Below are 14,463 nucleotides of genomic sequence, written 5' to 3' on the forward strand. Positions count from 1 at the left end.
CTCTGCAGGTCTTGAAACCTCACTATGACAGCATTTAATAATACGGCTTAAACTGCTAATCACGCATAAAAACAAAGACCATGCATTATACACAGCCTTTATTTAGTTGCTTTATTTAGCTTGTTCTTGCGTTGCTAAATATTCATCATAGCTACCTCTGAAGTCGATCACCTTACCATCTTTAATCTCCCAAACTCGAGTCGCTAAAGAAGATACAAACTGCCTATCATGAGATACGAAAAACAAGGTGCCTTCATACTGTTCAAGTGCTAGGTTCAATGCTTCAATAGATTCCATATCCATATGGTTCGTTGGCTCATCCATAAGTAAAATATTATGCTTATGCATCATAAGCTTACCAAAAAGCATACGGCCTTGCTCACCGCCTGATAGTACTTTTACTGGTTTTTTAATATCATTTTGAGAGAACAGCATACGACCAAGGAAGCTACGCACAACTTGCTCATCATCACCTTGTTGTTGCCACTGTTCCATCCACTCAAAAACATTAATATCTTTTTCAAACTCATCCGCATGGTCTTGTGCATAATAACCAATATTAACGTTTTCAGACCACTTAAAGTCACCGCTTTTAGGGGCTAAGGAACCAGCAAAAGTGTGCAGTAACGTGGTTTTACCAACCCCGTTTTCACCAATTATGGCAATGCGTTCGCCAACTTCGACTAATCCTTCAAGGCCTGAGAACAATGTACTTTCATACCCTTGGGCAAGTGCATTCATCTCAAGCGCGTTTCTAAATAACTGCTTTGATTGTTCAAAGCGAATAAATGGCGTTTGACGAGATGATGCCTTTACTTCATCTAGTTGAATTTTATCCATTTGTTTAGCACGAGATGTCGCTTGCTTTGCTTTTGATGCATTAGCAGAAAAACGCGAAACAAATTGTTGTAGTTCAGCAATCTGCGCCTTTTTCTTGGCATTTTCACTTAATAGCTTTTCACGCGCTTGGGTCGCAGCGAACATATACTCATCGTAATTACCAGGATAAACTCGAAGCTCACCATAATCTATATCAGCCATATGCGTACATACGGAGTTAAGAAAATGACGGTCATGCGAGATAATTAACATAGTACATTCTCGCTGATTCAAAACATCTTCCAGCCACTTGATGGTATAGATATCCAAGTTGTTAGTAGGCTCATCAAGCAGCATAATATCTGGGTTTGCAAACAAAACCTGTGCTAATAATACACGAAGCTTAAAACCAGGTGCAATTTCTGACATTGGACCATAATGTTGCTCTGTTGGTATACCAACTCCTATAAGCAACTCACCCGCTTTTGAATCAGCAGAGTAGCCATCCATTTCAGCAAACTCGGTTTCTAAGTCAGCGACTTTCATACCATCTTCTTCACTCATCTCAGGCAAAGAATAAATACGGTCACGTTCAGCTTTAACTTCCCACAGTTCTTTATGGCCCATGATAACAGTATCGATTACACTAAATTCTTCGTATGCAAACTGGTCCTGGTTTAGCTTAGCTACACGTGTATTGGGCGAAACACTGACATTTCCAGTGCTTGGCTCAAGCTCACCACTTAAAATTTTCATGAATGTAGATTTGCCACACCCATTTGCACCGATTAGGCCATAGCGATTACCGTCGCCAAATTTAACTGATATATTTTCAAAAAGGGGTTTTGCACCAAACTGCATGGTGACATTAGCTGCGCTTAAAATAATGGGCTCCTAGGAAAGTTCTCTTGAGCATGCTGATATAGGCAGCAAGCCCTAAACCTAAAAACCCAATTTTAAACTAATCTGACTAGTAAAACTATGTTAGTTCGGCAGGTTTATGAGATGTTTGCGTCTGTGTCGCTAACTTCATGTGTTTAAAGAACTCTTTTGGACCCATAATCAACATTAATACACACAGCCCACCGGGTATCAAAGCACATTTCAAAACTTGCCCAAGTATAAAGCTGTAAAAATAGATAAAAGGTAAAAACAATACATATCCTAGTACATTCATAAAAACACTCCATATATCAAAATCACTCAAAATTGAGCGCGCTCATTATTAAATATGAGCACGCTCAATTTCAAGTGTTATGTGTATTTTTTTCCCATTATGCTAGACTCTTTTGCTCTAACTCACTGGTGAGATTATGAATAAAAAATCATCAACAAAACAAAGAATACTTGATGCAAGCTGGCAATTGTTTAATGAGTATGGCTATACCAACACCACTACACGACAAATATCTAAATTAGCCGGCGTTGCTACAGGCACCGTGTTTTCTCACTTCCCTACTAAATTAGATATTTTGAAAATGGCAATGCATGAACAAATAGAGCAAGTGCTAGTTCAAGCAGCCCAAAGTGAAAAATTACATACGCCACGCCTTAGACTTAGGCATTATGCTAAATTTTTATATGAATTTTACTTAAACAATAGAGAATTTAGTAAAGAGTTACTTTCGGGTATTATTTGGCAACAGGCTTATTTTTCCGAACAGTTAGAATCTTTTAAACACACACTCTTTGCAGGCCAACCTTATGATGTGCATAAAGCAGATATTATGATGGATTGCTACTTCATGACCCTGCTTATTGGATTAAACGATGAAACGTCGAATGTAGATTCACTAGTACGATTGCTGAGTAACAAGCTGCAATCCATTCAATAGTATGATGTGTTCTGTTTGTGTTGTTAATGTTACAGAGTTATTGTTTTAACGTATTTATTGTCAAGGTGTTTTATAAAACCCAATTGATCTAGCAATTTTATTGAACGTGCGTTTTGCGGTTGTACCTGTGCAACCAAACGAACACTACTTTTCACATCAATTAGTTGCACTATGTTATTTAAAATACAATTAATTGCTTCGCGCATAAACCCTTGATGCCAATACGCACTTCCCAACTCAAAACCAATAAACACATCACCTAATTTACAGTCAAAGTCATATAAACCAATACTACCTTTCATAGTCCCATTGTGGCTATTTATACTTAACCTTTGCCCTAAGCCAAGATAGCTTTGCTCCAAATCCCATTGGATCAAAGCCCTTACTTCTGATTTTGAGATTTTATAGCCATAATCATTAAATTTAGCCACTAATGGATCATTTAAAATTAAATGTAGTGAGTTCATATCACGGTAGGTTATTGGCTTGAGTAACAATCTAGGTGTGTAAAATCGCATATATGCAGGCTCTCAATTGGCAATTTGCAAAAATAGTATAAACTAGCATGTAAAATTAAGTCTAATCTGGAGTTGAGTATGTCAGACGAGTTTAAAGTTATTCCCCCAACGACGAAAGTACTGTGCCCTGAATTAGGTGAAGGTTGGACTTTAACTGGAATAACGGGCATGCAAGAACAAACATCAGTGATGTTCAGTGGTGTACGACATACCATTGCAGCTAAAAAAATAGTTGAGGAGCTATTGCCCAATTACCTAAAGCAACAGGTAATAGCAGAATAAGCCGTCCAAGGACGGCTAAATCCGTCGTTTTAGCTTTGCAGATTAATACCAAATAAGTCTGTTAAAGCAGCATATATTTGCAGCTTAGCTTGCTCTTCACCAAACGGCGCTACAGCCAGTAAAGGGGCCTCTAGGCGTTTACGCAAGCTATTTAAATTGTCATCAAAATTAGTCATATTTGGGTCTATTTGGTTGGCTACCCAACCAACGCATTTAACACCTTGTACTTTTAAAGTTTGGCTGGTCAATATTGCGTGATTCAAGCAACCTAACTTCATACCAACAACTAAAATCACAGGCAACTGCTCTGTTTTAACCCAATCATATAGGTATTGTGAATCATTAATGGGTAAAGCCCAGCCACCAGCACCTTCAACCAAAGTAAACTCTGCGCCCAATGATGCTAACTGGTGATAGTATTGACTTAATTTCTCTAATGTAATCTCAACACCCGCTTGCTGCGCTGCAATATGTGGCGCAATAGGCGGCTCAAAACAAATTGGGTTGATTTGCTCATATTTTCCATGCACAGAAGACGATTCCATTAATGTTAATGCATCATCATTAACCAACTGCCCAAACGCCTCCTCAGCGCCAGCGGCGATAGGTTTAAAGCCAATCGCTTTGCGTTTATGCTGGGTCAAAAATTTAAGTAACAATGCCGTTACGTAGGTTTTACCAACCTCTGTATCTGTGCCAGTAATAAAAAATGCGCTCATAATTTAATTAGATCCATAATGGCTACTTCATAGCTTACTAACGCTTGGTTATTTTCTAAGGGGTAGCCTGATAATAGCTTTTCATAGCGTTTTTTGCCCATCAAACCAAACTGCTTGTTGTTTTGGTTTTGCATTTGATTAGCACCAATGTTTTTAACCGACTTCAATGCCTGTTGTGGGTTTTCAAAGCTATCTTTTAAGCATGCTTGTTTAGATAGATTAATACCAAACCCTGCATCTTTAGCAAACTGTTCAAGTTCGTGCAAAGCCAAAAAGCTATTTACATGACAACGATTATCTAAACTTCGCCACGCCTGAGATATTTCTTTTAAGGAACCATCAAGCACTGATGAGATAACAACCTGAGCATCAGGCTTACACACTCGAGCTAGCTCTTTGAATAGCTGTGCCGGTGCACTACTCCATTGAATCGCAAAGTTTGAGAATATGCAAGATACACTGGCACTTTGCAGTGGTAGTTTATCCATGTCAGCACACACACGCCAAGTATCACTTTGTCCTTGTTGTAACATGCCATGACTTAAATCGATATGTAACACACTTGCTGCATGTTTTATCAACTGTCCTCGATGCAATAGTGGTCCAGCGCCTAAATCAAGTAAACAGTCCTGTCCATTTTCTAACAATAAAAATAAACGGCTAGCTACTTGCTGTTGAACACGGGCGTGTGTTTTATACTGCTTAGCAGCTTTAGAAAATCGCTCTGCTGTATTTTGCTTTACCATCGAATTTGAGAGGCCGACATTTTTTGCTATTGCATTCATAATTGCACCTCAAGCTGCTGTACTAAATTATGAATATCTTGTGCTTGATGCGCCGCTGTTATAGTGATCCTAAGCCTTGCTGTATTAGCTGGCACTGTTGGGGGGCGAATCGCACTTAACCAAATTCCACTTTGTTGTAATTTACTTTGTACCTGCAATACATTTTCAGCACTTGCCAGTACCACGGGTTGAATTGACGTATTTGATGGCATCACAGCAATATTAGCAGCATCACATAATTGCTTAAACAAAACTATATTTGTGCGCAACTGTGCACGCTGGTCGTGGGCTTTTAACAACCGCTCTAATTGAAAGCTGGCAGCGTTTACCATCAGTGGTGACATCGCTGTTGAGTAAATATAATCACGATTATATTGCAGCATATAATCAATCAGCGTTTTACTACCAAGCACTGCAGCTCCTTGGCTTGCCATTGCTTTACCAAAAGTGACAACTAAAATATCCGGTTTATTTTGATGTAATTGACACGAACCTAAACCATCTTTACCCAACACACCAAACGCATGTGCGTCATCTAACATTAACCAAGCATCGTGTTGTTTTTTAAGGTTGTAAAGCTGCTCAAGTGGCGCTGAATCGCCATCCATTGAAAATACACCCTCACTAATGATTAGTTTATTTACTGCAGCAGACTTTTCCAGCCTTGCGCGCAAATGGCCCATATCATTATGATTGAAACGAATATGTTTAGCGCTACTTTGCAACGCACCATCAATTAAACTGGCATGATTCAGTTTATCTTGAAAGATAGCGCAGCTTTTTGCTGAGCTGGCATCATTAAACAATGCTTTTAAAATACTTGAGTTTGCACTAAATCCCGTACTAAATAACAAAGCAGATTGATAGCCGAGCAAATTACATAAACGCGCTTCAAATTGCCTATGAATAGCCTGATAACCCGTTACTAAAGCTGAACTTGTGCTACCGGTAGCAGCCGATTGCATATCCAACTGGGTATCAGCCAACCCAAGGTAATCATTACTGGCAAAATTTAGATAGGTTTTACCTGCAATTTCAATAAAACGCGCATTGCCATTTTGTACACAAACTCGGTGCCTAAACAATGCTTGTTGCTTGCGCGTATTTAAGCTTTCTTGTAGATACTCAAAAGCCATTAATTTGCTTCGTAAAATAGCTCTGAGGTTGCCTTGTCAGCGATAGCTGATGACAGTGATGCTTCGTAAGCTTCATCAGAGTAATCGTGACGCTCTTCAGGCTTCATACCTAACTTTTTAAGTAAGTTCATATCCGCATCAGCTTCAGGGTTTTCTGTAGTAAGTAACTTGTCACCATAGAAAATTGAGTTGGCACCGGCAAAAAAGCACATAGACTGCATCTGTTCATTCATTGCTGTACGTCCAGCAGATAGTCGAACATAGCTCAATGGCATCATAATTCGTGCCACAGCAATAGTGCGCACAAATTCAAAGTGGTCTAAGTCTTCAACATCTTCAAGTGGTGTGCCCTTGACTTTTACCAACATATTAATTGGCACACTTTCCGGTTGTTGAGGCAAATTTGCTAATTGCATTAACAAACCAAATCTATCAGCTGCCTGCTCACCCATGCCAACAATACCACCGGAACATACTTTCATACCTGCATCGCGCACATTGTCGATAGTATCGAGCCTATCTTGATAGGTTCTTGTGGTAATTATCTGCTGATAGTATTCAGGCGAAGTATCTAAGTTATGATTATAATAATCCAACCCTGCATCTGACAAAGCATGGGCTTTATCATTGTCTAGCATACCCAAAGTCATGCAAGTTTCTAAGCCAAGCTCCTTTACTTCTTTAACCATTTTTGAAATATAAGGCATGTCTCTGTCTTTAGGGTCTGACCACGCAGCACCCATACAAAAACGGGTCGCGCCTTTTTGTTTTGCTAAACGTGCTTGCTCTACCACCTTTTCAACTTCCATTAAACGCTCTCGTTCAAGATCCGTTTTATAATGCCCTGATTGCGGACAATATTTACAATCTTCTGGACAAGCTCCCGTTTTGATGGAGAGCAAAGTTGAAATCTGCACCTCATTGGGTTTAAAGTTCTCACGGTGAATACTGGCCGCCTTAAATAGCAAGTCATTAAACGGCATTTCAAACAATGCTCTTACTTCTTCATGTGTCCAATCGTGACGAACTGTAGCCATATCCTATTTCTCTTTTTTTATGATTCTGCTCAAAAATAATGCAGTTAACTTGACGTTGATTGGCTTAGTCTACTTCCTGATGTAGTATTGTCAACGCCAACCAGTTACCCGGGGTTTACCAGTGACCAAAAATAACACTATTGATAAAAGTTTTGACAAGAAACATATCTGGCATCCATATACCTCTATGCTCAACCCTCTTCCATCATACGGTGTGACTCATACAGATAAAAACAAAATCCACCTTGATACAGGCGAAATATTGATTGATGGTATGGCATCTTGGTGGAGCGCAATTCACGGGTATAATCATCCAACACTTATATCGGCGATTCATCAGCAATCTAATATCATGAGCCATGTCATGTTTGGCGGGATTACCCACGCCCCTGCTGTAGAACTTTGTAAAAAGCTAATTACTATTACACCTGAAACACTAGACAGAGTGTTTCTTGCCGATAGCGGTTCAGTGAGTGTTGAAGTGTCGATAAAAATGGCATTACAGTATTGGATCAGTAAAAACGAGCACGGCAAAAACAAGCTTATGACTGCAAATAAAGGCTACCATGGTGATACCTTTGCCGCGATGAGTGTATGCGATCCTATTAATTCAATGCACAGCATGTACCGAGGATTTTTGCCTGAACATATTTTTGTGGATGCGCCAAAGGCTAAATTTGGAGACACTATTGATCAAGATGAACTCGAAACACTCGAAAGTGCCTTTGCTGCTCATCACCAACAGGTCGCAGCATTTATCATTGAGCCAATAGTCCAAAATGCCGGTGGTATGAATTTTTATAATCCAGCTTATTTATCCAAGCTAAGACAACTGTGCGATAAATATGATGTATTACTCATTCTCGATGAAATCGCAACAGGCTTTGGCCGAACCGGAAAACTATTTGCCTGTGAACATGCCAATATTGTGCCTGATATCATGTGTATTGGTAAAGCATTGACCGGTGGCACGATGACTCTATCGGCAACCTTAACCAATGAAAAAGTTGCCATCGGGCTCAGTGAAGGCGAAGCTGGCGTGCTGATGCATGGCCCCACATTTATGGGTAACCCCCTCGCATGTGCTGTTGCATGCGCAAGCATTGACCTACTTTTTGAAAATGACTGGCAAGCTCAAATTAAACGCATAAACACAGCGATGGGGGCACTTAAGCGTTGTGAAAGCTTAAATGCCGTTAATAATGTGCGAATACTGGGCGCAATTGGCGTTGTTGAAATAAACGCCGCCGTCGATGTAGCAAAAATACAGCGGTTTTTTATCACTAAAGGCGTTTGGATCAGGCCATTCGGTAGGCTCATTTATATTATGCCACCTTACGTTACTTCAAATGACGACATAGAGCTTTTGGCTGATGCAATATATCAAGCGATAGACCAACAAGCATATTAATAGCCTGCTGAGTGAATTTGCTCAGCATTTTATTAATCTTTTATGTCATTGTTGCTAATTCAACTACAAAGGTCGTCATTTTGAAACAAAACCTGTTATAATTTGTCGCTTTTGCAATATTAGTTAGTAAAGTTACGAGGAATTATGCAACAAACCGTTCAGTTACAGCCTGCACAGGCATATCAAGCGCCAAGGTTTACCGTTTATCAACACCGTCAAATCGATAAAATCGAACAACTCGATAAACTTCCTGAGCATTTGCGCTTTGAGATGAAGGTCGTTGCTAATGTTTTTCCATTTCGCGTTAATAACTTTGTTATTGAAGAGCTAATAGATTGGCACAAAGTACCAAATGATCCTGTCTTTCAGCTTACCTTTCCACAACGCGGAATGCTTGACGATGAGTCATATGAGCAAATGGCCACCTTATTAAAAAGTGAGCATACGCCTGAAGAGGTATTTAACTTAGCAACTGAAATTCGCCACAAGCTTAACCCTCATCCTGCCGGTCAAATGGAAAAGAATGTACCCGAGTATGATGGTGAGCGAGTTGAGGGCATTCAGCACAAATACAAAGAGACCGTATTGTTTTTCCCATCTCAAGGGCAATACTGTCACTCTTATTGTACTTTCTGTTTTAGATGGGCACAGTTTGTAGGTAAAGCAACCCGTTTTAACAACAATGATGAAGACCTACTACATAATTACTTAGCTGAGCACAAAGAAGTCACTGACTTGCTGATGACCGGTGGTGACCCGATGGTGATGCGCACAGTTAAGCTGCGTAAGTATTTAGAAACACTAAAAGAGCCGCGTTTTGATCATATTAAAACCATTCGTATCGGTACTAAATCACTCACTTTTTGGCCATTTAGGTACGTCACAGATCCAGATGCTAAGGAGCTCTTAATACTTATTAAAGAACTTGTGGATGCAGGTAAACATGTTTCTATCATGGCACATATTAACCACAAACAAGAGTTACGTACTGATATCACCAAAGAAGCCATTCGCCTTATTCGTAAAACGGGTGCTCAGATCAGAACGCAAGCACCTTTGCTCAATAATATTAATACCGACCCACTTATGTGGAGTGAGATGTGGAAAGAGCAAACGCAAATGGGCATGATCCCTTATTACATGTTTATCGAGCGTGATACAGGCGCTAAACGCTACTTTGAATTACCACTTTATAAAACATGGGAAATTTTCCGCGAAGCCTATAAAAACGTATCAGGTGTTAGCCGAACGGTACGTGGCCCTTCAATGAGCGCAGGCCCAGGTAAAGTTGAGGTTTCAGGTGTAACCGAAATTCATGGCGAAAAGGTATTTGCACTGCGCTTTATTCAAGCACGCAACCCTGACTGGGTTCAACGCCCATTCTTTGCTAAGTTTGATGAAAATGCTATGTGGCTAAATGATTTAAAACCGGCCTTTGGCGAAGAAAAATTTTTCTGGGAAGATGAGTATAACACCATGTAATAAATAGTCACCGTAGCCATTGATACTACTGTGACTATTTAACTTTGATTGGCCAGTTAATAAGGTATTAACTTATACCTGTGCGATTGGCCTTATCACCGTTTTTGAAGCCTGTTGTATTGTTAAAGTTCTATCAAATCCGATAAATAATGCCACCGCATTTTCATCCTTAATTACAATTTAATTATAACAATGGCTTATAACGTTACTTTAAAAAACTTTCTATCAATAGAACAATCACTGAACCTAATTACACAAATTTTTAATTACTCACCAATACCGAATAAATACACAACCAAGTACTAAAAAGGTCAAAAACAGCCATAACTTGATATAGCGCCACTTAGTTTGTGCATTGTGTAAACATTGCTCAGGATTGTGCGGGTCAATGTATATAAAAGTTGCCTTTTTTGCTAAAAATGACTCGTATAAACTCGGCCTAAAAGCAGTTTGACAACAGTGTTTCTCACCTTGATAAGTAAATTCAATCAATATACTTGACTGTGCTAATACTTCGAGTGATCCAACTGTATGCTGCTTAACTCTTGTTATACCTTCAACTTGAACTTGTCGCCATGCACGCTTTTTTATTTTATATCTTAAAAGTACATATGTACTTATTATTAACAGCAGGGCTAAAGTGCCATAAATAATCACTAACAGTTCAGCCTATATACAAGCCCAGCCGATAGTAAATCACTAAGCGCCATGCCAACTGACTTAAATAAAGTAATTTGTTCTTTATCTCTTACGTAGTTTAATTGGTTCATTTCACTGAGTTGCGCGACCACATTGCGCGCATCAAATTCACCCTCAGAAATTGGGATCAGTAACTCTCCTGCTTCGTTTAGCACATTCACTTTACTATCTACGAACACGGTTGAGCGCGTGATTGTGGCACTATCACACTCTCTGCCATCTTTATGGTGATTACCAATTAAATCGATATGTGTGCCCGGTGAAAGCCAAGCTCCGTCAAACAAAGGCGTTGCTGAACCGGTTGCGCAACTCACAATATCTGCGCTTGCTAGTGTTTGTTCATCAGAGACACCCAAGAAAAATTCAACATCTTTGTATTGTGTTGATAAACAGCTGCACAGTTGTTCTGCTTTTTTAGTATTTCTGGCAATAATTGTTACTTTTTCAATCGGCCTAACACTTATATGCGCTTTAATCATATATTCTGCTAAATTGCCTGAACCAAAAAAAACCAAATGTCGCGCATCTGTTCGAGACAAATACTGGCTTGCAAGTGCCGATACAGCTGCGGTGCGCCAAAGCGTTACACTCGAACCATCGATAAGTGCCAAAGGTTCACCAAAGTCGCGTTTAAATAGCATTAGCTTTGAATATAAACTTTGATAGCCTTGTTCAGCATTATTAGGGAAATACGTAAATGCTTTCACTGCAATATATTGCTCGTTCCAAGCGGGCAATACAGCAAAAGCGTCATGAGTTTTAGAGTCAAGTTCATAAACATGCCGTGGGGGCGTGCCTGCTGGCATAGAAAAGCCAAGTTTGAGTGACTCAATAAGTGTTTTGAAGCTTAAGCATCGATGTACTTGCTCTTCGGTTATAACTTGCATTTATTTTCCTTATTACAATAAAAATATGTTGCTGTTTTTAGGTAATACCAATTGAATTAAATAAATGACCAGATGTTGCGACAAATAAATGGCTTAGTGGCCAGACAAAAATTTTGGTATGTAATTATTCTACATAAGTAATTTTTAACGCAGTTTATAAGTCATTTAGCTCGCTAGAATGATTAATATTTTAATAAAATTGATATAACTGCCCTTTTATGCTCTTACTGCATGTGGCGATTCAACAATACAAATAATGAATAACAATTATTCATGCTTAAACTCATAACTAATTTCATGGCATATTTGCACCGTGACTTAGCCGCTTCATATCTTGTGGCTCCAATGCTGATAATTGGGTAATATACAGCCCTAAAGGTTGATTTTCTCAAACTCTATACATAATTTTGCCTTGGTGCGACTCATAGGTTGCTTGTTCATTATATCGGTATTCAGTGGTTAAAAAGTTTCCTGAAACGGTCACTATTAGATAAGCGGGATTACTATAAAAACCGCACAAGTAGCGGATATTATTAACACCTAGAATGATAATGTTTTGAAAGCCACGTTTATTAATGGCTAAATGAAAAGCCTTAAATTTAGAAAGGTAGATAGAGTCCATAGATACGTTATGTTATTGCCTTTTGTATTAGAACAATAACATAACGCAAAACCAAATTGCATACAATATTAAATATTCAAAATCTATTTTTCACCCTGCTCAATTTTAATAAGCAATTGTTTAATATCATCCTTAGCACCCGTAATATGCTTTTTCAAAAACACACAAGCCTGTTCGACTTCTTTACGTTTGCATAGTTCTAGTAATGTCCGATGCTCTTCTGGTGCTGTTTTGATGCCGCCCGCCAATAAAATATGCATTCGAACATAACGCTCTGAATTTTTACTATATACATCAACTAATTCAGCCGTTTGTGGCCGCTGTGCTTTACTGTAAAGCTTGGAATGAAATTGGGCATTAAGCTTGCCTGTTGCTGATTGTGTATCACCTGCTTCGGTTGCTTCTTCAAGGTCAAATAGAATCGCTTCGGCTTCAAGCAAGTCCCTTGGTGTTAAGTTATTAATTGAGTGACTTAAAAGTTCAGCTTCTAACAAGGCTCGCAAATCAAATATTTCATCTATTTGCTCGGCACTCAATTGCGTTGCTGTCGCACCTTTGTGTGCCTCAAAATTCACTAACCCTTCAGACTCTAATTGCAATAAAGCTTCTCTAACAGGGATACGACTCACATTAAGTTCGTCAGCAAGTGCTGCCTGACGCAAAGGCTCGCCTGCCTTTATTTCTCCAGATAGAATTTTTTCTCTTATCGCTTCCGCAACTAATTGCGTGCGCGTTTTATGCTCAATTGCCATAGTGGTCTCTAAAATTGCATTTGGAATACATTATACATACACAGCTGATTTTCGCCATGTTTATCACGATATTGACACTATTACTTTACCCATATTCTCATTATTGTGTAGCATTGCATGTGCTTGTTCAATTTCGCTGAATGCGAAAGACTTATGTATAGGAATACGCATGGTTTCAGTAAAAAGCTGTGTACCAAAACGCGAAATAAAATCAGCCACGAGCTGTCGTTTGTATTCAAGTGCTCTATTTCGCAATGTTGAGCCATGTAAATGAACACGTTTTGAGAGTACTTTTGCCATATCCAGTTCACTGTAACGACCACCGAGCATTGCCAGCACAATGCAATGGCAGTCCATGGCTGCAACTTTAATATTTTTATCAACATATTCGCCTGAAATTGGGTCGATGATTACATTTGCATACAAACCACAGGATTTCATCACTTGTGAAAAACAATGCTCATTGTAGTTAATCACTAAATCTGCACCAAGCTGCTTGGCATATTGACATTTTATTTCGCTACTTTGGGTAGCAATCACATATGCGCCTAATGCTTTGCCTAAACGAATAGCCGCACTACCAACTCCAGACGCTCCGCCATGCACCAAAAGAACGTCATCGGCACACAGTTGACCGGTTCGCACAATGGCATCGAAAGCCGTTAGGTAAACTTCTGCAAAGCTTGCTGCTGCTTCAAAACTCACCTCATCAGGTATTAGCATAAGCTGTTGTGCATCAATACACACATATTCAGCATAAGCGCCGCCTTGCGTTAATCCAAACACCCTTTTATTGAACCACTGACTTTGTAATGGCGCAGCACATTCGACGACAATACCAGCAGCCTCTAAGCCAAGGATCAGGCTGTCATGTTCAGGTGGCGGATATTTACCTTGCTTTTGTAATAAGTCAGCTCGGTTTACACCTAAAGCTGCAACTTTAATAAGCACTTCATGGCTTTTGGGTTGTGGCATAGCTGCTTTTTCGATAGTCAACACGCCATTATCAGCATAATTGATATAGTTCATCAATTTCAATTGCTTACTCTTTCCCATATTTCTGCTTCAACAAGCTTGCCATTTTCATGTAATGTATGATGCCATAATTGACCTTCTATTTTATAGTTAAATGCCATTGTTTTACCCTGTAAAGAAGGAACATTTCCATACGCGAAGGTCTCGTAGAAATATTTATCATCAAGTTTGTAAGGCCCACCCCCAGCATATAAAAACGCACCGTCTTTTTGTGTTATGTAGCTAAAGTGCGTTGGCGAAATTACTTTCACTGAACTTAAACTTGGTGCTTTGGCACTTACATAACCACTCTGGGTTGCATATTTCCCCTCCACAAACTGCCAAGTACCTAGTAATGGATTTGCCTCACTTTGTGTGCAATACAGTAGTATGACTAATAAAATACTTTCTTTTTTCATTGTTTTTCTCATCATGTTTATGTACTTAATTAAAATTGAGTAAATC

16 protein-coding genes are annotated in these 14,463 nt (G+C 39.2%); 4 read left to right on the forward strand and 12 right to left on the reverse strand.

Going from position 1 to position 14,463, the window contains the following annotated elements; all coding sequences use genetic code 11:
* Positions 1-111: 111 nt before the first annotated feature.
* Both OCI93_RS10830 and OCI93_RS10835 read right to left on the reverse strand, forming a co-directional pair.
* Positions 112-1,704: an ABC-F family ATPase gene (locus OCI93_RS10830; protein WP_261593055.1), complete on the reverse strand. Its 1,593-nt coding sequence runs from the start codon at positions 1,702-1,704 to the stop codon at positions 112-114.
* 94 nt (positions 1,705-1,798) lie between these two features.
* Positions 1,799-1,996: a hypothetical protein gene (locus OCI93_RS10835; RefSeq protein ID WP_261626399.1), complete on the reverse strand. Its 198-nt coding sequence runs from the start codon at positions 1,994-1,996 to the stop codon at positions 1,799-1,801.
* A gap of 136 nt (positions 1,997-2,132) precedes the next feature.
* Here OCI93_RS10835 and OCI93_RS10840 point away from each other — a divergent pair, with 136 nt between their 5' ends.
* A complete protein-coding gene (locus OCI93_RS10840; RefSeq protein WP_261593018.1) occupies positions 2,133-2,654 on the forward strand; it encodes a TetR/AcrR family transcriptional regulator in 522 nt (173 codons plus the stop codon).
* 29 nt (positions 2,655-2,683) lie between these two features.
* On the opposite strand, the gene OCI93_RS10845 is transcribed toward OCI93_RS10840, so the two are convergent.
* Positions 2,684-3,172: a GNAT family N-acetyltransferase gene (locus OCI93_RS10845; protein WP_261593017.1), complete on the reverse strand. Its 489-nt coding sequence runs from the start codon at positions 3,170-3,172 to the stop codon at positions 2,684-2,686.
* A gap of 78 nt (positions 3,173-3,250) precedes the next feature.
* Here OCI93_RS10845 and OCI93_RS10850 point away from each other — a divergent pair, with 78 nt between their 5' ends.
* The gene (locus tag OCI93_RS10850) at positions 3,251-3,454 is read left to right on the forward strand and encodes a hypothetical protein (RefSeq protein ID WP_261593016.1); all 204 of its coding nucleotides are present in this window, start codon (positions 3,251-3,253) and stop codon (positions 3,452-3,454) included.
* Positions 3,455-3,483: 29 nt separating this feature from the next.
* Here OCI93_RS10850 and bioD read toward each other — a convergent pair whose 3' ends face one another.
* Genes bioD through bioB form a run of 4 tightly spaced genes read right to left on the reverse strand, consistent with a single transcriptional unit; the run spans position 3,484 to position 7,131 of the window.
* A complete protein-coding gene (bioD, locus tag OCI93_RS10855; protein WP_261593015.1) occupies positions 3,484-4,173 on the reverse strand; it encodes a dethiobiotin synthase in 690 nt (229 codons plus the stop codon).
* On the reverse strand, positions 4,170-4,958 hold the full coding sequence (locus OCI93_RS10860; RefSeq protein ID WP_261593014.1) for a methyltransferase domain-containing protein: 789 nt from the start codon (positions 4,956-4,958) through the stop codon (positions 4,170-4,172). The genes bioD and OCI93_RS10860 overlap by 4 nt, the downstream gene beginning before the upstream one ends.
* Positions 4,955-6,094 (reverse strand): aminotransferase class I/II-fold pyridoxal phosphate-dependent enzyme, encoded by a 1,140-nt coding sequence (locus OCI93_RS10865; RefSeq protein ID WP_261626400.1) that lies wholly within the window; start codon positions 6,092-6,094, stop codon positions 4,955-4,957. The genes OCI93_RS10860 and OCI93_RS10865 overlap by 4 nt, the downstream gene beginning before the upstream one ends.
* A complete protein-coding gene (bioB, locus tag OCI93_RS10870; RefSeq protein WP_261593012.1) occupies positions 6,094-7,131 on the reverse strand; it encodes a biotin synthase BioB in 1,038 nt (345 codons plus the stop codon). Before bioB ends, OCI93_RS10865 begins: the two co-directional genes overlap by 1 nt.
* Positions 7,132-7,252: 121 nt before the next feature.
* On the opposite strand from bioB, the gene bioA reads away from it, so the two are divergent.
* Positions 7,253-8,542, forward strand: a complete 1,290-nt coding sequence (gene bioA, locus OCI93_RS10875; RefSeq protein ID WP_261593010.1) for an adenosylmethionine--8-amino-7-oxononanoate transaminase — start codon at positions 7,253-7,255, stop codon at positions 8,540-8,542.
* A 144-nt stretch (positions 8,543-8,686) separates the two neighbouring features.
* Positions 8,687-10,024: a KamA family radical SAM protein gene (locus OCI93_RS10880; RefSeq protein ID WP_261626401.1), complete on the forward strand. Its 1,338-nt coding sequence runs from the start codon at positions 8,687-8,689 to the stop codon at positions 10,022-10,024.
* Between the two features lie 656 nt (positions 10,025-10,680).
* Here the strand turns inward: OCI93_RS10880 and lhpI are convergent.
* From lhpI to OCI93_RS10900, 5 genes are all read right to left on the reverse strand, one after another.
* Complete coding sequence (lhpI, locus tag OCI93_RS10885; protein ID WP_261626402.1) at positions 10,681-11,610, reverse strand: bifunctional Delta(1)-pyrroline-2-carboxylate/Delta(1)-piperideine-2-carboxylate reductase; 930 nt, start codon at positions 11,608-11,610, stop codon at positions 10,681-10,683.
* Between the two features lie 388 nt (positions 11,611-11,998).
* Positions 11,999-12,232, reverse strand: a complete 234-nt coding sequence (locus tag OCI93_RS21095) for an aminopeptidase P family N-terminal domain-containing protein (RefSeq protein ID WP_410007629.1) — start codon at positions 12,230-12,232, stop codon at positions 11,999-12,001.
* A gap of 83 nt (positions 12,233-12,315) precedes the next feature.
* Positions 12,316-12,984 (reverse strand): GntR family transcriptional regulator, encoded by a 669-nt coding sequence (locus OCI93_RS10890; RefSeq protein ID WP_261593006.1) that lies wholly within the window; start codon positions 12,982-12,984, stop codon positions 12,316-12,318.
* Positions 12,985-13,047: 63 nt separating this feature from the next.
* Positions 13,048-14,040 (reverse strand): NAD(P)H-quinone oxidoreductase, encoded by a 993-nt coding sequence (locus OCI93_RS10895; RefSeq protein WP_261626403.1) that lies wholly within the window; start codon positions 14,038-14,040, stop codon positions 13,048-13,050.
* On the reverse strand, positions 14,019-14,417 hold the full coding sequence (locus tag OCI93_RS10900; protein ID WP_261626404.1) for a hypothetical protein: 399 nt from the start codon (positions 14,415-14,417) through the stop codon (positions 14,019-14,021). Before OCI93_RS10900 ends, OCI93_RS10895 begins: the two co-directional genes overlap by 22 nt.
* Between the last annotated feature and the right edge of the window lie 46 nt (positions 14,418-14,463).

The organism is Pseudoalteromonas holothuriae, from assembly GCF_945859825.1.
Taxonomy (GTDB): Bacteria; Pseudomonadota; Gammaproteobacteria; order Enterobacterales; family Alteromonadaceae; genus Pseudoalteromonas; species Pseudoalteromonas holothuriae.

Excerpts from the sequence above, each read along its gene's own strand:
- OCI93_RS10895 (WP_261626403.1), bottom strand. The coding sequence starts at position 14,040 with ATGGGAAAGAGTAAGCAATTGAAATTGATGAACTATATCAATTATGCT.
- OCI93_RS21095 (WP_410007629.1), bottom strand. The coding sequence starts at position 12,232 with ATGGACTCTATCTACCTTTCTAAATTTAAGGCTTTTCATTTAGCCATT.
- OCI93_RS10880 (WP_261626401.1), top strand. The coding sequence starts at position 8,687 with ATGCAACAAACCGTTCAGTTACAGCCTGCACAGGCATATCAAGCGCCA.
- OCI93_RS10865 (WP_261626400.1), bottom strand. The coding sequence starts at position 6,094 with ATGGCTTTTGAGTATCTACAAGAAAGCTTAAATACGCGCAAGCAACAA.
- OCI93_RS10860 (WP_261593014.1), bottom strand. The coding sequence starts at position 4,958 with ATGAATGCAATAGCAAAAAATGTCGGCCTCTCAAATTCGATGGTAAAG.
- OCI93_RS10890 (WP_261593006.1), bottom strand. The coding sequence starts at position 12,984 with ATGGCAATTGAGCATAAAACGCGCACGCAATTAGTTGCGGAAGCGATA.
- OCI93_RS10900 (WP_261626404.1), bottom strand. The coding sequence starts at position 14,417 with ATGAAAAAAGAAAGTATTTTATTAGTCATACTACTGTATTGCACACAA.
- bioB (WP_261593012.1), bottom strand. The coding sequence starts at position 7,131 with ATGGCTACAGTTCGTCACGATTGGACACATGAAGAAGTAAGAGCATTG.
- bioD (WP_261593015.1), bottom strand. The coding sequence starts at position 4,173 with ATGAGCGCATTTTTTATTACTGGCACAGATACAGAGGTTGGTAAAACC.
- OCI93_RS10835 (WP_261626399.1), bottom strand. The coding sequence starts at position 1,996 with ATGAATGTACTAGGATATGTATTGTTTTTACCTTTTATCTATTTTTAC.
- OCI93_RS10845 (WP_261593017.1), bottom strand. The coding sequence starts at position 3,172 with ATGCGATTTTACACACCTAGATTGTTACTCAAGCCAATAACCTACCGT.
- lhpI (WP_261626402.1), bottom strand. The coding sequence starts at position 11,610 with ATGCAAGTTATAACCGAAGAGCAAGTACATCGATGCTTAAGCTTCAAA.
- OCI93_RS10840 (WP_261593018.1), top strand. The coding sequence starts at position 2,133 with ATGAATAAAAAATCATCAACAAAACAAAGAATACTTGATGCAAGCTGG.
- OCI93_RS10850 (WP_261593016.1), top strand. The coding sequence starts at position 3,251 with ATGTCAGACGAGTTTAAAGTTATTCCCCCAACGACGAAAGTACTGTGC.